This is a genomic window from Pelomonas sp. SE-A7, from assembly GCF_030345705.1.
GTDB lineage: Bacteria > Pseudomonadota > Gammaproteobacteria > Burkholderiales > Burkholderiaceae_C > JAUASW01.
In genome coordinates this window covers 851,246-868,292 of the sequence record NZ_JAUASW010000002.1, presented here as the reverse complement: position 1 = coordinate 868,292, position 17,047 = coordinate 851,246, and the positions used below count along the sequence as shown (strand labels likewise).

The 17,047-nt window shown below is 69.2% G+C and carries 14 protein-coding genes; 6 read left to right on the top strand and 8 right to left on the bottom strand.

Annotation, left to right across the window (positions count from 1 at the left end):
* The first annotated feature begins 69 nt into the window (after positions 1-69).
* A complete protein-coding gene (locus tag QT382_RS17895) occupies positions 70-1,248 on the top strand; it encodes a PQQ-dependent sugar dehydrogenase (protein WP_289255443.1) in 1,179 nt (392 codons plus the stop codon).
* Between the two features lie 15 nt (positions 1,249-1,263).
* Positions 1,264-2,070 (top strand): alpha/beta hydrolase, encoded by an 807-nt coding sequence (locus QT382_RS17890; protein WP_289255442.1) that lies wholly within the window; start codon positions 1,264-1,266, stop codon positions 2,068-2,070.
* 6 nt (positions 2,071-2,076) lie between these two features.
* On the opposite strand, the gene QT382_RS17885 is transcribed toward QT382_RS17890, so the two are convergent.
* The 6 genes from QT382_RS17885 to QT382_RS17860 all read right to left on the bottom strand — a co-directional run bounded on the left by QT382_RS17885 (position 2,077) and on the right by QT382_RS17860 (position 8,696).
* Positions 2,077-3,720, bottom strand: coding sequence for an acyl-CoA dehydrogenase family protein (locus tag QT382_RS17885; RefSeq protein WP_289255441.1), 1,644 nt, complete (start codon positions 3,718-3,720; stop codon positions 2,077-2,079).
* On the bottom strand, positions 3,686-4,279 hold the full coding sequence (locus tag QT382_RS17880) for a GNAT family N-acetyltransferase (protein WP_289255440.1): 594 nt from the start codon (positions 4,277-4,279) through the stop codon (positions 3,686-3,688). Before QT382_RS17880 ends, QT382_RS17885 begins: the two co-directional genes overlap by 35 nt.
* 5 nt (positions 4,280-4,284) lie before the next feature.
* Positions 4,285-4,857, bottom strand: coding sequence for a GNAT family N-acetyltransferase (locus tag QT382_RS17875; RefSeq protein WP_289255439.1), 573 nt, complete (start codon positions 4,855-4,857; stop codon positions 4,285-4,287).
* Positions 4,858-4,908: 51 nt separating this feature from the next.
* Positions 4,909-6,072, bottom strand: coding sequence for a GGDEF domain-containing protein (locus QT382_RS17870; RefSeq protein ID WP_289255438.1), 1,164 nt, complete (start codon positions 6,070-6,072; stop codon positions 4,909-4,911).
* Between the two features lie 110 nt (positions 6,073-6,182).
* Entirely contained in the window at positions 6,183-6,977 is a 795-nt protein-coding gene (locus QT382_RS17865; RefSeq protein WP_289255437.1) for a CPBP family intramembrane glutamic endopeptidase, read from the bottom strand.
* Positions 6,978-7,184: 207 nt separating this feature from the next.
* Positions 7,185-8,696 (bottom strand): AMP nucleosidase, encoded by a 1,512-nt coding sequence (locus tag QT382_RS17860; protein WP_289255436.1) that lies wholly within the window; start codon positions 8,694-8,696, stop codon positions 7,185-7,187.
* A 160-nt stretch (positions 8,697-8,856) separates the two neighbouring features.
* On the opposite strand from QT382_RS17860, the gene QT382_RS17855 reads away from it, so the two are divergent.
* From QT382_RS17855 to QT382_RS17845, 3 genes are all read left to right on the top strand, one after another.
* Positions 8,857-12,426 carry an alpha-1,6-glucosidase domain-containing protein gene (locus QT382_RS17855; RefSeq protein ID WP_289255435.1) on the top strand — a complete coding sequence of 1,190 codons (3,570 nt, stop codon included), beginning with the start codon at positions 8,857-8,859 and terminating at the stop codon, positions 12,424-12,426.
* An 82-nt stretch (positions 12,427-12,508) separates the two neighbouring features.
* Positions 12,509-13,207: a chitinase gene (locus QT382_RS17850; RefSeq protein WP_289255434.1), complete on the top strand. Its 699-nt coding sequence runs from the start codon at positions 12,509-12,511 to the stop codon at positions 13,205-13,207.
* A gap of 18 nt (positions 13,208-13,225) precedes the next feature.
* On the top strand, positions 13,226-14,341 hold the full coding sequence (locus tag QT382_RS17845; RefSeq protein WP_289255433.1) for a lactonase family protein: 1,116 nt from the start codon (positions 13,226-13,228) through the stop codon (positions 14,339-14,341).
* Here QT382_RS17845 and QT382_RS17840 read toward each other — a convergent pair.
* Positions 14,334-14,804, bottom strand: coding sequence for a CreA family protein (locus QT382_RS17840; protein ID WP_289255432.1), 471 nt, complete (start codon positions 14,802-14,804; stop codon positions 14,334-14,336). The two genes, QT382_RS17845 and QT382_RS17840, sit on opposite strands and share 8 nt — an antisense overlap.
* A 37-nt stretch (positions 14,805-14,841) precedes the next feature.
* Positions 14,842-15,726 (bottom strand): diacylglycerol/lipid kinase family protein, encoded by an 885-nt coding sequence (locus tag QT382_RS17835; RefSeq protein ID WP_289255431.1) that lies wholly within the window; start codon positions 15,724-15,726, stop codon positions 14,842-14,844.
* A 112-nt stretch (positions 15,727-15,838) separates the two neighbouring features.
* On the opposite strand from QT382_RS17835, the gene QT382_RS17830 reads away from it, so the two are divergent.
* Positions 15,839-17,020: a GGDEF domain-containing protein gene (locus QT382_RS17830; protein WP_289255430.1), complete on the top strand. Its 1,182-nt coding sequence runs from the start codon at positions 15,839-15,841 to the stop codon at positions 17,018-17,020.
* Positions 17,021-17,047 lie beyond the last annotated feature (27 nt).

The following is a 17,047-nucleotide window of genomic DNA, read 5'->3' as shown; positions in this document are numbered from 1 at the left end:
CACCAACAGGCGCAAGCCCCTGCACTAGACTGGCCCGCTCGACCCGCAATGAACGCAGGGAGCTCCGTCATGCAAAGCAACCGTCGCTCCGCCTGGACCCTGCTGGGCCTGCTGCTGTGGCTGATCGCAGGATGCGGTGGCGGCGGTGGCGCTTCGGCTGGACCTGCGCCCACACCTGCACCGACGCCCGTGCCGACCACGCCGCCGCAGCTGACCACGCTGCGCAGCGACCTGCAGAACCCCTGGGGCCTGGCCTTCCTGCCCGACGGCCAGATGCTGGTGACCCAGCGCGGCGGCAGCCTGGTGCGCTTGCCGGCCGGAGGCCAGGGCGTGGCGACGACGATCAGCGGTGTGCCCGCGGTCAATTCGGCCGGGCAGGGCGGCCTGCTGGATGTGGCCATCGATCCCGATTTCTCGACCACGCCCTGGGTCTACCTCAGCTATTCCGAACCCGGCGTCGGCGCCGAGGCCGGCCGGGCCGGCACCTCGGTGGCACGCGGTCGCCTGGTCGGCAATGCGCTGCAGGACGTGACGGTGATCTTCCGCCAGGCGCCCAAGGTCACCGGTAGCGGGCATTTCGGCTCACGCCTGGTGTTCGCTCGCGACAAGACCCTGTTCGTGACCCTGGGCGAGCGCCAGCAGGGCAGCCCGGCGCAAGACCTGGCACAGACCCTGGGCAAGGTGGTGCGCATCAACCGCGACGGCAGCCTGCCGAACGACAACCCGGCCTTCGGCGTCGGCGCGCGGCCCGGTATCTGGAGCCTGGGCCACCGTAATCCGCAAGGCGCGGCCCTGCATCCGACCACCGGCGAACTGTGGGTGAGCGAGCATGGGCCTCAGGGCGGCGACGAGATCAACATCGCCCGCGCCGGCGCCAACTACGGCTGGCCGGTGAAGAGCTATGGCTGCAACTACGGCGACCCGGTTGGCGACGGTTGCCGGCTCGGCGGTGGCATCCATGCGCCGACCTATGTGGAGCCGCTGACCTACTGGGTGCCGACCTCCATCGCGCCCGCGGGCCTGGCCTTCTACACCGGCGCCATGTTCCCCGAGTGGCAGGGCCAGCTGTTCTCCGGCGCGCTGGCCGGGCAGGCGCTGTGGCGGCTGCAGCTCAATGGCAACCAGGTGACGGCGCGGACCTCGATGTTCGGCGACCTCGGCGAGCGCTTCCGCGACGTGCGCCAGGCGCCGGATGGCGCGCTCCTGCTGCTGACCGACAGCGGCAAGCTCTTGCGCCTGGCCCGCTGAGCGACGACGAAGAACATGTCCACGACGCTGAGCGCCTGGCTGTTTCGAATGGGCCTGGGCCTGGGCCTGCTGCTGCTGGCCGGCCTGGTCTGGATCTACCTGCGGCAGGAGCGGCTGATCTTCTTTCCCGAGGCCTTGCCGGCCGAGCACCACTACGACTTCGGCGCCGACGTGAAGGAACTGCGCCTGCCGGTGGCCGGTGGCGCCGAGCTGTCGGCCCTGCACCTGAAGCTGGACGAGCCCAAGGGCCTGGTCTTCTACCTGCACGGCAATGGCGGCAATCTGCAGGGCTGGTTCGCCAATGCCGATTTCTACCGGCGCGCCGGCTACGACCTCTTCATGCTGGACTACCGCGGCTACGGCAAGAGCGGCGGCCGCATCGAGAGCGAGGCGCAACTGCGGGCCGATGTGCGCACGGCCTGGGACCTGGTCTCACCGCAGTACGCCGGCAAGCGCCGCATCATCATCGGCCGCTCGCTGGGCACGGCCCTGGCGGCCGGGCTGGCGGCCGAGGTGCGGCCCGAGCAGCTGATCCTCGTCTCGCCGTTCACGCGCATGGTCGAGCTGATGCGCCTGCATTTCCCGCTGCTGCCCACGCCGCTGCTGCGCTATCCGCTGGACACGGCCGGCTCGCTGCAGGCCTGGCAGGGTCCGCTGCTGCTGATCCATGGGGACCGCGACGAGCTGATCCCGCCGGCCCAGAGCGAAAGCCTGCAGGCCGGCCAGCCGCAGTCGCGCCTGGTGCGCATCCCGGGCGCCGGCCACAACGACCTGCAGGCCTTTCCGCGCTACCTGGAGGCGGTGCGCGAAGTCCTGCCCTGAGGCTTGTTACTGCGGGAAGGCCCGCTCCAGGATGGCCGCCACGTCGAAGGCCCGCAGGTCCAGGGCGCCGTAGATGCGGCCACCGTCGCGGCTGGCGAAGCGCGTGGCGATGAAGGCGTCGGCCATGAAGGCCGGCGCATGCTTGCGCATCAGCATGGCCTGGGCCAGCAGCACCAGGCGCTGGCCCAGCCAGCGGGCCTGGGCTTCCAGCGGCGTTGGGTCGCCGGTGAGCTGGCGGCGCAAGGCTTCGATCTCGCCCTGCAGCAGCGGCTCGGCCTCGGACTGCCATTGGTCCAGCAGGGCCAGCAGCTCCTGCGGTTCGCGGGCGAAGGCGCGCAAGAGGTCCAGGGCCATCACATTGCCCGAACCCTCCCAGATCGAATTGACCGGGGCTTCGCGGTACAAGCGCGCCATCACGCCGTTATCGACATAGCCATTGCCGCCAAAGACCTCGATGGCCTCGCCGCAGAACTCCACCGCGCGCTTGCAGACCCAGAGCTTGGCGGCCGGCGCCAGGATGCGCTGCCAGGCACGCTCGCCGTTCTCGAATCCCTGTGCCAGGCGCAGCGACAGCTGCAAGGCCGCCTCGCTCTCCAGCGCCAGGTCGGCCAGCACGCTGCGCATCAGCGGCTGCTCGGCCAGGCGGCGGCCGAAAGCCTCGCGGCGGCGGCTGTAGTGCAGGGCCTGGACCAGGGCCTGGCGCATCAGGGCCGCGCTGCCGATCACGCAGTTGAGCCGGGTGTAGCCGGCCATCTCGATGATGGTCGGGATGCCGCGGCCTTCCTCGCCCACCAGCTGGCCCCAGGCGCCGAGGAACTCGACCTCGCTGCTGCTGTTGCTGCGGTTGCCGATCTTGTCCTTGAGCCGCTGGACCTGGACCGGGTTCTTGCTGCCGTCCGGCCGCCAGCGCGGCACGAAGAAGCAGGACACGCCGGCCTCGGTCTGGGCGGTGACCAGGTGGGCGTCGCTCATGGGTACCGAGAAGAACCACTTGTGGCCGCGCAGGCTGTATTCGCGGCCACCGGCACCACCAAGAGGCGTGGCCACCGTGCTGTTGGCGCGCACGTCGGAGCCGCCCTGCTTTTCGGTCATGCCCATGCCTATCCAGAGGCTGTTCTTCTGGGCTATGGGCAGGTCGCGCGGGTCGTGCATAGGCGAGCGCAGCTGGGGCAGCAGGGCCGCGAGTTGCGGGTCGCGCGCCAGCACCGGGATCGCGGCCTGGGTCATGGTGGCCGGGCACAGCGTGCCGGCCTCGGCCTGGCCATGCAGGTAGAAGCCTGCAGCAAAGGCGGCCCAGCGGCCGGGCCGGGCCTCGGGTTCGAAGGCCAGGCCGACCAGGCCCTGGCCGCGGTACATCGCCAGCAGCTGGTCCCAGGCGGGGTGGAACTCGACCCGGTCTATGCGCCGGCCGCGGGCGTCGAAGCTGTGCAGCTCGGGCGCGTGGCGGTTGGCGGCATCGGCTAGCGCATAGGTCTCGGCGCTGCCCAGGGTTTCGCCATAGCCGTGGAACTGTGCGGCGGCCCAATCGGCGCCGCTGCGTTGCAGGCCCTCCTGCAGGGCCGGGTCGCTGGCAAAGAGGTTGTAGCCGCTCAGCTCGTCGACCTGGTTGGCGACCTCATGCGTGGGCCATGGATTGTTGCTGCTGTTCACTGCTCGTCGTTCCTTCAGCTTGCTGAGGCTTGTGCTTCAGCAGCTTGAAGTAGAGCGCAGTGGCGCGTAGCTCGCCATCAGGGCTTGCGGCAAAGGCCGGAATCTCGCCGGCATGGCGCCAGCCCAGGCGGCGGTAGACGGTCTCGGCCAGCGAGCCGGCCTCGGTGTCCAGCACCAGCAGGGTCCGGGCGGCGGCCCGGGCTTCCAGTTCCAGCGCCTGCATCAGCCGCCGGGCATGGCCCTGGCCGCGGGCGCGGCGGGTGACGAAGAGCTTCTGCACCTCGGCCCGGTGGCGGCCGTTGGCCCGCTCGCACAGGCTCAGCTGCACCGAGCCCAGCAGCCGCGGGCCGTCCAGCAGCAGCCAGAGCCGGTGCTCGCTGCCGAGCCGGGCCAGCACCTCCTCCCAGTAGTCCAGGGCCTCGCCGGCCGACAGCGGCGCGAGAAAGCCAATCGAGGCGCCATGCGAGACCTCGTCCAGCAGCAGATCGCAGAGCTGGGGCAGCCAGGCGCGGCCGGCCTGGGCGGAGTCCAGGCGCAGCAGGGTGGGTTCGCGGTCCATCATGCTCAGCTCGGCAACTGCAGGCGCTTGTAGTACATCGCCGAGGCGAGCAGAACGCCGTCGGCGCAGGCGCTGTGGCCGGGAATCTCGCCGGCCCGCTGCCAGTCCAGGTGCAGGTAGACCGCCTCGGCCTGGGTGCCGGCCGGTGCATCCAGCACCAGCAATGTGCGGCCCTGGGCCAGTGCGGCGCATTCCACCCGGGCCATCAACCGGCCGGCCCAGCCCATGCCGCGGGCGCGGCTGTGGACCATCAGCTGCTGGACCTCGCCCCGGTGGTGGGCATTGGCCCGCGGGCACAGCGAGAGCTGGACGCTGCCTTGTAGGCGTTCGCCGTCGCAGGCGATCCAGAGCTGGTGGTGCGGGCCCAGGCGGGCCAGCACCTGGTGCCAGTAGTCCTGGGCGGCGAAGCGCGACAGCGGCGCCAGAAAGCCCAGGCAGGCGCCCTGGTGGACGTTGTCTACCAGCAGCTCGGCGAGGGCGGGGATCCAGTGGGTGTCACCGGAATTCAGCTTGTGCAGCACGGCCTGCGCGCGGTCACGCGGGGTCGGCCTGAGCTGGAGTTGTTGCGGGTACTGCATCGAGACTCCCTCTTGTCGATAGGGAACCCCGTGCAAACCCCATGCCAGCCTTTACTCCTCCAGGCCGGGCTCCGCACACAGCCGGCCCTTGCCGGCTTCCTTGGCCGCATAGAGGGCGGCAGCCGCACGCGGCATCAGGTCCTCGATGCTGCGGTCGCCGGGGCGTAGCTTGGCCCAGCCGGCGCTGAAGGACAGGGCAAAACCCAGCTCCTTGGGCGCGCGCTCGGCCAGGGCCTTGCGCATGCGTTGGTCCAGCGCCTGCGGGCCCTGGGCGTCGCAGCGCGCCATGACGACGGCGAACTCCTGGCCGCCGACCCGGGCCCCCAGGTCGCCCAGGCGCATCTCCTGAATCAGGCAGGCGCCGAACAGGGCGATGGCCTTGTCGCCGGCTTCCTCGCCATGCTCGACGTTGACCGCCTTGAAGTTGTCGAGGTCCAGCTTCATCGCGGCCAGCGGCTCGTTGTGGCGGCGGGCCATGGAGATCATGTCCACCGAGCGGGCGGTGAACGAGCGGCGGTTGCACAGGCCGGTCTGGGCATCGGTATGGGTCAGGCGCTTGAGCGTGGACTCGGTCTCGGCCCGCCAGGCCACCAGCACCGACATGGCGCAGGCCAGCAGGGCCACGTGGCTGAGGATGGCGGCGCTGATGTTGAGCGGATGGCTGCTGTGCAACTGCAGTTCCACATCGGGCGACTGCAGGCCCAGCACGGCGCGCCAGGCGGTCAGCGCGCCTACGGCCAGCAGGGCCAGTAACAACAAGGTGCGCCAGCGCCGGCTGGAGCGTTCCAGGTGCTTGGCCGGCCAGGCCAGGGCCAGGCAGATCAGGCCCAGCTGAACGGCCAGCAGGCCGTTGGCCCACAGCATGCGGAAGCCCGGGTAGTCATAGGCGATCACATAGACCGCCGGCATCAGCACCGGCAGCCCCATCATCAGCCAGCGTCCCGGCCGCTGGCCGACCCAGGTCTGCAGGGCCCACCACAGCGCGCTGAAGCCGGCGCTGAGGCACAGGAGTGCGCCGCCATAGGCCCAGCGCCCCGGCCATTGCCCGGCCAGCACGATGCCCATCCAGCCCAACGACTGCAGCACCGCTGCGGCCTGCACCACCTTGGCTGCCTGGCTGACCGCCCGCCAGCCCATCAGCGCCGGCAACATGATGGCCAGCATCAGGGCCTGGATCAGCAGCAGGCTGAAAAGGGTGTTGACGTCGAATTGCATGGTCGCGGGCAACCGGCAGGCTGAGGTTGCGGCGATTGTGGGTGCAAAACGGGTAGCGCGGCCATGGGGCCTGCCCTCGGGGGGCAGGTGTTGATACCGGTCAGCGGACTTCAGCCGCGCAGGCCGGCCGCGACGAACAGCAGGGCCAGGCCGTTGTGCGCCGCGTGGATGGCCATCAGATAAAGCAGCCGACGCTTCAGCGAGTGTCCGGCCGACCTCAGCTGGAGGAAAGCGAAGCCATCGACCGCGAAGCCGGGGACGACGGCGACGGCATATTGCCAGCCGTTGAACCAATGCAGCCCGCCGAAGAACAGACCCGCAACGCAGGCGGCGCTTGAGGACTTGCTGAAGGCGCGAGAGGCGAGGTGGACGATCCAGGCGAAGAGAAATGTCTCGAGCACCGGTGCGAGCGCCAAGACCGCGAGGATGCCAGCCGGATCAAACGAAAGCGCCAGCCACGGCGGCAGTTGGAAGTGGGCCCAGGCAGCCAGGGTCTCGATCAGCGTGATCAGGCCTATCGTCAGCCCGAACCCCAGCAGCAGCGTGCTCAGTCCGCTGCGCCACGAATACTGGAACGGCCGCCACGCCTCCAGCTTCAGGGACCGCGAGGCCTGGGCCCAACTGCCCGCGTGAAGCGTGACCATGCTGATCCCGGCGGGGCTGCCTTGCAGCGTCGTCGACGCCAGGTCTCGCCGCCGGGCCATGGTTCGCAGCCACAAGGCCAGGGAGCCGCTGTTGATGGCGGAGAAGACGGACAGCGAATCCAGCTCGCCATGCTCGAGGGTCAGCCGCAGCGCGATGACGAACAGCTGGAGGAAGAACAGGCCGACCACCAGGTTGGCGTAGGCGAGTGGGTACTTGCGGCCATTCGCCGCCGTTTGAGACTTGAATCCTGCGCTATCCATCAACTCCTCCAGATGCCAACAAATCCCTCGGGCCGCGTGCGCGCGAACCGGCCTGGCAGCGCAGGCGCAATCGCATTAATTGCTCGTATTGGTTGAATTGTTTGATTTATTGGGGAGGGTGGGAAGCCCCAGGCCGGGGGGGGGGGTGGATCGCTTCACCCGTTGATTGAAAGCCACCGGAACCGGTGGCTGGCCTCGTTGTCTTGGCTACTGGAACGCCACTTCCGCAAAGCTCCTCAGCTTGCGGCTGTGCAGCCGGCTCAGGGAGGCGGTGCGCAGCAGTTCCACGGTGCGCAGGCCTATGCGCAGGTGCTGGTCCACCCGCTCGCGATAGAAATGGTTGGCCATGCCGGGCAGCTTGATCTCGCCATGCAGCGGCTTGTCGCTGACGCAGAGCAGGGTGCCGTAGGGCACGCGGAAGCGGAAGCCGTTGGCGGCGATGGTGGCGCTCTCCATGTCGAGCGCAATGGCGCGGCTCTGGCTGAAGCGGCGCTCGGGGCCGCCATCGCGGTGGCTGGGCAGCAGTTCCCAGTTGCGGTTGTCGGTCGAGGCCACGGTGCCGGTGCGCAGCACGCGCTTGAGATCGAAGCCCGAGAGCTGGGTCACCTCGGCCACCGCCTGCTCCAGTGCCACCTGGATCTCGGCCAGCGGCGGGATCGGCACCCACAGCGGCAGCTCCTCGTCCAGCACATGGTCCTCGCGCACATAGCCGTGGGCCAGCACGTAGTCGCCCAGCTGCTGGCTCGTGCGCAGGCCGGCGCAATGGCCCAGCATCAGCCAGGCATGGGGCCTGAGCACGGCGATGTGGTCGGTCATGGTCTTGGCGTTGGCCGGTCCCACGCCTATGTTGACCATGGTGATGCCGCTGCTGTCCTGCCGCACCAGGTGATACGCCGGCATCTGCGGCAGCCGCGGCGGCGCCTTGCCCAGCGCATCGGCCGCCTCGGGCGGCAACCCGGCGCGGCGCGTGATGACGTTGCCGGGTTCGACGAAGGCGATGCAGTCGTCCAGCGGGTCAGGTCTTGCCGGGTCGGGCGGCGTGGCCATCAGCCCATGGCCCATGCGGATGAACTCGTCTATGTAGAACTGGTAGTTGGTGAACAGCACGAAGTTCTGGAAATGCGCCGGCGAGGTGCCGCTGTAGTGGCGCATCCGCTGCAGCGAGTAGTCGATGCGCGGCGCGGTGAACAGCGACAGCGGCTCGGCCTCGCCCGGTGCAGTCTCATGCGTGCCGTTGGCGATGGCGTCGTCCATCTTGGCCAGGTCGGGCAGGTCGAAGATCTCGCGCATTCGCTGGCGCTGGGCCGGGCTCAGCTCGCCCTCGATATGCGCCTCCTCGCCCAGTGCGAAGTGCAGCGGGATGGGCTCGTGGCTGCTGCCAACCTCAATCTCGCCGCCATGGTTGGCCAGCAGCAGCTGGAACTGCTGGCGCAGGTAGTTGGCGAACAGCCGCGGCTCGGTCAGCGTGGTCTCGTAGACACCGGGGCCGGCGACGAAGCCCCAGGCCAGCCGGGCGTCGGCGCGCTGGGCGCTGGCCACACGCAATCTCACATAGGGATAGCAGGCCCGCACCGGCCCGGGATCGCGGCCGGCGACGAAGTCCTTGAGTGCCTGGGTCAGGTGCTGGACACCGGCGTCGTAGATGCGCTGGACCTGGGTCAGGGCGGCCTCCGCATCGGCACAGGCCAGCGGAGCGAAGAACGGGGCGGCGGGCTTCATGTGGGCCATTGTGGCCCCATGTGAACCTGTAGTTCACCTACCGATGTCTGGGAAGTTACCAGCAGGTTTCCTGAAAATCCGCGGGTAACTCCGTTCTTTGAGCTGTAGTTTTACTCCAATAGCATTGCGCCCAAAGCAAGACAGAGATCTGGAGACACCCATGCTCGACCTCCCCAGCCTGCGCGAATTCAGCTCGCGCGCCCGTCGTCTGGCCCTGTACCTGGCGACCGGCCTATGCCTTGCGGCCTGTGGCGGCGGAGGAGGTGGAGGCACGTCTGGCGGTGGCAGTACGCCGGTCACGCCGGCGCCGGTCGATCCCTTGCTGGTCCAAGGCAATGGTGACGGCTTCCAGACCCTGATGCAGGCCCAGGCCGTCAATCCGGCCGGGGGCGGCGGATCGGGAGGCGGCGAGACGCCGACCAGCCTGACCATCCACTACCGTCGCACGGTCGGCGACTACAGCGGCTGGCAAGTGCACAGCTGGGGCGCGGCCAAGGATCCGGGCTGGGGACTGGGCCACAACGCCAGCGGCAGCGACAGCTATGGCGCCATCTACGAAGTGCCTTTGGCGGCCGCCACTGGCGAGGTCGGCTACCTGTTCCACAAGGGCGACGACAAGGACCATGGCGGCGCCGACCAGAAATACACGCTCAAGGCCGGCAAGAACGAGATCTGGCGCATCCAGGGCGATGGCGCCACCTACACCAGCAATCCGCTGGGCGCGGCCGCGCCGGACCTGACGACGGTACGCGTGCACTACAAGCGCTTCGATGCCAACTACGCGGCCTGGGGCCTGCACCTGTGGAACGGCAGCGGCCTGGATTCGGCTCGCATCAGCGGCGTAGCGATAGAGCAGTGGAACGCGGCCGTCGCCTTCTCCAAGATGCCGGGCTACCAGGCGGGCACGGCCGAGCTCGTGTTCGACATTCCCGTGCTCAATCCCAAGGCCGATGCCAGCCGCAAGACGCTGGAATTCATCATCCACGGCCAGGCGCCGAACGAGAACGACAAGGACGGCCGCGCCGACAACATCCGTATCGACTTCGGCGGCCTCACGATCAAGAACCAGGTGGCCGAGGTCTGGCTGGTGCAGCAGGACGCCACGGTCTACCTGGCCGCGCCGGACACCCGCTCGGTCTCGACCACCGATGCGCGGGCCTACTGGCTCAGCAAGCAGCTGATCCAGTGGCCGCGGGTCGATGCCGGCGGCACGGTCAAGCTCTACCACTCGACGACCGGCCAGGTGGTGGCGCCCAAGGACGGCAAGGTCAGCGGCGCCGACGGCTCGATCACGCTGGACCGCTTCAGCGGCAGCGTGCCGGTGGCGCTGGCCGAGCGCTTCAAGTACGTCGCGCCGGGCGTGGTGCTGTCCATCAAGGCGGCCGACCAGGCCCAGCTGCCGGACCTGCTGAAGAAGCAACTGGTGCTGGTGCAGGAGGATGCGAACGGCAATGTGCAGAACGCGACCACGGCCCAGTTGGCCGGCGCGCTGGACGACCTCTATGCGGCGGCAGCCAATGTCACCGACCTGGGCGTGCGCATCGCCAATGGCGCCACCAGCTTCAAGCTGTGGGCGCCCACGGCGCAGGCTGTGCTGGTCTTCACCTACAACAGCGGCACGGCCGATGCAGCCACGGTGGACAAGCTGGCCATGGACCCGGCCACCGGCGTCTGGAGCGTGACCAAGGCCGGTGACCTCTCGGGCAAGTACTACAAGTTCGCGGTCGAGGCCTTCGTGCGGGGCACGGGCCAGGTACGCAACCTGGTGACCGACCCCTATTCGCTGAGCCTCACGGACAACTCGCGCCGCAGCTACATCGCCAACCTGGATTCGGCGGCGCTGAAGCCTGCGGGCTGGGACCAGAGCACGCCGCCGGCCAAGGTGGCGGCCGGCCCGGACATGACGATCTACGAGCTCCATGTGCGCGACTTCTCGGCCAATGACGCGACCGTGAGCAGCGCCAACCGTGGCAAGTACCTGGCCTTCACCGAAAGCAGCAGCAACGGCATGAAGCACCTGAAGGCCCTGGCCGACGCCGGCATGACCGACGTGCATCTGCTGCCGACCTTCGACCTGGCCAGCGTGCCCGAGACCGGCTGCACCACGCCGAGCCCCAGCGGCGCGGCCGATGCCGAAACTCAGCAGGCCACGGTCAGCGCATCGGCCGGCGGCGACTGCTTCAACTGGGGCTACGACCCCTACCACTACACGGCGCCCGAAGGCAGCTACGCCAGCGATGCCAGCGACGGGGGCAAGCGCATCCTCGAGTTCCGCCAGATGGTGCAGGCCCTGAATGCCGCCGGCCTGCGCGTGGGCATGGACGTGGTCTACAACCACACGACCGCCTCGGGCCAGCAACCAAGATCGGTGCTGGACCGCATCGTGCCCGGCTACTACCACCGCTACAACGCAGCCGGCGCCCTCGAGACCTCGACCTGCTGCGACAACACGGCGACCGAGAACCTGATGATGGGCAAGCTGATGGTGGACTCGGCCATCGTCTGGGCCCGCGACTACCACGTCAGCAGCTTCCGCTTCGACATCATGGGCCACCAGCCGCGCTCGGTGATGGAGCAGCTCAAGACGAAGGTGGCGGCCGCGGCCGGCCGTACCGTGCAGCTGCTGGGCGAGGGCTGGGACTTCGGCGAGGTGGCCGGCGGCGCCCGCTTCGTGCAGGCCAGCATGTGGAGCCTCAACGGCTCGGGCATAGGCAGCTTCAACCCCTTCATCCGCGACGCCGTGCGCGGCGGCAGCCCCTTCGACAGCGGCAATGCGCTGATCGCCAACCAGGGCTGGATCAACGGCCTCTGGTACGACCCGAATGCGCAAGGAGCGGGCAAGAGCAAGACCGACCTGATGTGGCAGGGCGACCTGATCAAGGCCGGCCTGGCCGGTTCGATCCGCAGCTTCGCCATGAAGACGCATTGGGACGCCAACCTCACGCTGGAGCAGATGAACAGCGCCGGCTTCGTCACCGACCCGTCCGAGGTGGTGAACTACGTGGAGAACCACGACAACCAGACGCTGTTCGACAACAACGCCTACAAGCTGCCGCTGGCCACCTCGCGCGAGGACCGGGCGCGGGTGCAGATGCTGGGCGCGGCGCTGACGATGTTCTCGCAGGGCGTGGCCTACTTCCATGCCGGGGTCGACACGCTGCGCAGCAAATCGCTGGACCGCAACAGCTACGACTCGGGCGACTGGTTCAACCGGCTGGACTGGAGCTATGCCGACAACAACTTCGGCGCGGGCCTGCCGCTCAAGGGCGACAACCAGGACAGCTGGGCCGTGATGAAGCCGCTGTTGGCGAACGCCGCCATCAAGCCCACGGCCACCGAGATCGCCTGGACCCGCGACGCCTTCCGCGACCTCCTGAAGCTGCGTGCCAGCTCCACGCTGTTCCGGCTGCGCACCGCCGACGACATCAAGGCGCGGCTGAGCTTCCTCAACACCGGCGCTTCGCAACTGCCTACCGTGCTGGCGGCGCGCATCGATGGCAATGGCTACTCCGGCGCCGGCTTCAAGGAAATCGTCTACCTGGTCAATGCCGACAAGCAGGCCCAGCCGCTGACGGTGGACGCACTCAAGGGCAAGGCCTATCAGCTGCATCCCGTGCATCTGGCGAGCAGCGCGGCGGACAAGCGCATCGCCGCCGAAGCCCGCTTCGATGTGGCCAGCGGCAAGTTCACGGTGCCGGCCCGTTCGGCCCTGGTCTGGGTGCTGAACTGAGGCGGACAGCAGGATGAAACCCGGCTGAAACCGGGCAGCGCATTCAGCGGCTAGAGTTGCGCCCACCGCTGATTGCCTGCCCATGCGCCGCCTTGCCTGCTGCCTGACCGCTCTTGTTCTAGCTGCCTGTGCCAGCCAGCCGTCTGATGACGCGCCCTTCCTGCCGAGCGAGGCCGAGTTCGCCCAGCTGTTTCCGCAGCGCATTGCCTTCTACGACCATGCCGGCTTCGTCGCCGCGGTGCAGGCCACGCCGGGCTTTGCCTCGCGCGGCAACCCGCAGCAGCGGCGCCAGGAGATGGCCGCTTTCCTGGCCCAGATCGCCCATGAGTCCGACCAGCTGCGCGCCCAGCGCGAATACAACCGCGCGGCCTGGGACCACTACTGCCGCCGCGGCCCCGGTGAGGACTGCGCACCCGGTCAGCAGTACTACGGCCGGGGCCCCATCCAGCTGAGCTGGAATTACCAGTACCTGGCCGCCGGCCGCGCCCTGGGCCTGGACCTGTGGTCCGACCCCGACCTGGTGGCCCGCGATTCGCGCGTGGCCTGGCGCACGGCGCTCTGGTACTGGATGAACCAGACCGGCCCCTCGGACCGCAGCGCCCATGCGGCCCTGCAGGCCGGCGCCGGCTTCGGCGCGACCACGCGCGCTATCAACGGCGTGCTGGAGTGCGACAAGGGCGAGGGCTCGCAGGGCTGGCGCCAGCAGGCCAGCCGTGTCGCCTTCTACCAGCGGGCCACGGCGCTGTTCGGCGTCGAGCCGCTCGGCCCCCTGCACTGCTGAGCGAAGCAGAACAAGACCATGGACGAGGATTCCGACGACATGCTGTCTCGCCGCCACCTGCTGCAAGCCTCGGCCCTGGTCCTGCCGCTCGGCGAAGCCGGCGCCACAAGTGCGGTTCGCCGGGCCTATCTCGGCGGCTATGCACCCGAGTCCAAAGGCTTGCTGAGCCTGGAGCAGAAGGCCGACGGAGCCTGGTCGGCCGGACCGGTCCAGCCCAATCGCCACAGCCCCAGCTGGCTGCAGCTCTCGGGCGACGGACAGCGGCTCTACGCGGTCAACGAGCATGCGGATTTCGAGGGCCGGGCCAGCGGCTCGATCGGCAGCTATTCGATGGATTCAGCCAGTGGCGCCTTGACGCCGCTGGCCCAGGTCGCCTCGGGCGGGGCAGGGCCTGTCCACCTGAGCCTGCACCAGGGCCATGCCATCGTCTCGCACTACGGCAGCGGCGAGCTGGCGCTGCTGGCTGTGCAGCCGGACGGCAGCCTCGGCGCGCCGGTGCAGCGTGTGCCGGCGCCGGACGGTGCCAAGCCCCATGCCCACATGGCAAGACCCGACCCCAGCGGCCGCTGGGTGCTCGCGACCGACCTCGGCCAGGACCGCCTGAGCGCCTGGCGCTGGCAGGACGGCCGCCTGGCGCCGGGCCGCTCGCTGGCCCTGCGCGCCGGCAGCGGGCCGCGGCATTTCGCCTTCCATCCGCGCCTGCCCGAGCAGCTCTACCTGCTCAACGAAAAATCCAACACCTTGCTGTGGCTGGCCTTCGACGCCGGCAGCGGCAAGCTGCGTGTGCAAGCGGAGCTGAGCGCGCTGCCGGCCGGCCATGTGGGGCTCAGCTATGCCTCGGACCTGGTGGTCTCGCCCGATGGCCGCCACCTTTACAGCCTGAACCGGCTGCATGATGCGATCAGCATCTTCGCGTTGGCCTCCGACGGCCGGCCGCAATGGCAGGGCGAGGCCTGGGTGCGCGGCAGCTATCCGCGCTCCTGTACGCTGGATGCGCAGGGCCGCTGGCTGTTCGTCTGCAACCAGCGCAGCCAGCAAGTGAGCCTGTTCGAGCGCCAGGCCGAGGACGGCGGCCTGCGTTTTGCCGGGCAGGTGGCCGCGCCCAGCCCGGCCCACCTGGTGCTTGTCACTTGAGCGGAATGGGCGTGGCCCGGTCCACCGGCACCGCGGTCACGCTGTTCTGAGGCGAGCCCTCGATCAGCCGGTCCGAATAGGTCAGGTAGACCAGGGTGTTGCGCTTGGCATCGACCATGCGGACTATGCGCAGCTTCTTGAACACCAGCGAGATGCGCTCGTTGAACACCTCGTCCTGCTTCGGCAGCGGCTTGGCGATGCGCACCGGCCCGACCTGGCGGCAGGCGATCGAGGCCTCGGCCTTGTCCTCGGCCAGGCCCAGCGCGCCCTTGACGCCGCCGGTCTTGGCCCGCGAGACATAGCAGGTCACGCCCTCGACCGCGGGGTCGTCATAGGCCTCGACCACGATCTTGTGGTCCGGTCCTATCAGCTTGAAGACGGTATCGACCGCGCCTATGCGCTCGCCCTCGGCCAAGGCGGGGAGCGAGCAGCAAAGCAGGAGGGCAAGGCAGGGTAGGCGCATGGCGGTATTCCAGGTGGCGATGTCGACGCCAAGCCTATCAGCCGCCGCGCACCACCCGCAGCGCCAGCGGCCGGGCCTGGACCGTCAGCGAGCGCGCCGCCGGAATCGGCTCGCCATCCAGAGCCAGGGGCAGTGGCTCGGGGCTGTTGATCTGCAGGCTGCTGATGCGCCGCATGAAGATGCCCGGCAGGCGCAGGTGCTGGCCGGCCAGCAGGGCCGGCATCGCGGCCAGGGCGCCGAGCCGGCCGTAGCGGCCCACGCAGACCAGGTCCAGGTGGCCGTCGTCGATCTGCGCTCCCGGCGCCACCGGCATGCCGCTGGCATAGCTGGATGTATTGAGGCAGGAGGCGAACAGCATCTCGCCTTCATGCAAGACCTGGCCCCCGCTGGACAGCTTGAGCGGATAGCGGCGCAGCGAGCCGATTTCGGCCAGCGTGGCCCAGAGGTAGCGCGGCATGCCGCGCAGCCAGGTCGGCGCGGCCAGCGCGCGGGCGCCGACGGCGGCGTCGAAGCCCAGGGCCAGGCTGGACATGAAGTGGTGTTCGCGGCCCTCGACCTCGACGCAACCCAGGTCCATGCTGCCGGCCAGGCCGTGGCGCGCCTTCTCGAGTGCGGTCTCGAAGCTCAGGCCATGCAGGCCCAGGGCGCGGGCCAGGTCATTGCCGGTGCCGCCGGGCAGCAGGGCCAGTTCCAGCTCTCGTTCGACCAGGGCCGGCAGCAGCTGATGGACCGTGCCATCGCCGCCGGCCACGATGACCCGGCTGCGCGGCGGCAGGGCCAGCAGGCGTGCACGGGCGCTGGCCACGTCGGTCGGCAGGAACAGCGGCACCTTGGGCAGGGCTTCGCGCAGCGGCGCGGCCAGGGCGGCAGCACGGCCGCCGGCCGCCAGGGGATTGAGCAGGCACAGGGCGAGGGATTGCACGGGACGGAGGAGGACTTCTGTTGGCAGCCGCACACGATAGTCCTTTGCGCCGCCCCGGTCAGCGGGAAAGTCCCGCAGCCGCGGCCGCGGGCGATCCCTAAACTGGGCGGCGATGAGCTTGCACATCCCCACCCTGCTGTTGGCCTTGCTCGGCGGCTATCTGCTGCTGGGCCTGCAGTTGCTGGTGGCTCGAAGGGGCGCGCTGCGCCAGCCGGAACTGGGCCTCTGGGCCTGGGGCAACTGGGCCTTCGTGCTTGGCTTTGCCATGCTGGGCGCGCGGGTGGTGCTGCCGCTGTGGATCTCGGTATTGGTAGGCAACAGCTTCATCTTCGCCGGCCTGCTGCTCTATGTGCGGGCGCTGCAGCGTTTTGTGGAGTGCGGCTGGCCGGTGGCGCCGTTCTGGATCGCCTGGATGCTCAGCTCCAGCCTGACCGGCCTGCTGCTGGACAGCACGCTGGCCTGGCGCACGGCCTGGCTGTCGGTCGCCTATGCGCTGCTGCTCAGCCCGGGCATCTATGTGGTGATGCGCCATGGCTGGCGCCGCGAGGCCACGCTGCGGGCCGTGGGCCTGACATTGGCGCTGGCGGCTACCGCGCTTTGCCTGCGCGGCTGGCATGCGCTGCAGGTGCCTGAGCAGTACACCGACCTGATGCAAGCGAGCCTGGGCCAGGGCCTGACCTTTCTTTGCTCCTTCCTGGCTCTGATGGGCACGGGCTTCGGCTTCGTGCTGGCCAGCTTCGAGCGGGCCGCGGCGCGCATGGAGTCGCTGGCCAGCCACGACGGACTGACAGGCTGCCTCAACCGCAGCAGCACCGACGCGCTGCTGGCCCACACGCTGGAGCGCGGCCGCCGCGAGGGCTCGCCGGTGGCGTTTGCGATGCTCGACCTGGACCATTTCAAGCAGATCAACGACCGCTACGGCCACCAGGCCGGCGACCTGGCCCTGCAACTGTTCGCCCGCGAGGTGCGCCAGCGCCTGCGCGCCTCCGACGTGCTGGGCCGCCTGGGCGGCGAGGAGTTCGGCCTGCTGCTGCCGACCACTGATGAACCCGGCGCGCTGCGCCTGCTGGAGCAGGTGCGCCAGAGCGTGGCGGCGCTGCAGATCAAGCTGCCCGACGGGCGCGAGTTCTCGATGACGGTGTCGGCCGGCCTGGTCGTCGCGGCCTCGGACAGCAACCTGGACGCGGGCCGGGTCTACACCCAGGCCGACAAGGCGCTCTACCAGGCCAAGCATGGGGGGCGCAACCGCGTGGAGCGCGTGTCGCCCCTGCCTCTGCCGCAGGCCGCCGACTGAGCATAGACTGGCCTGACTTGGCCTGGC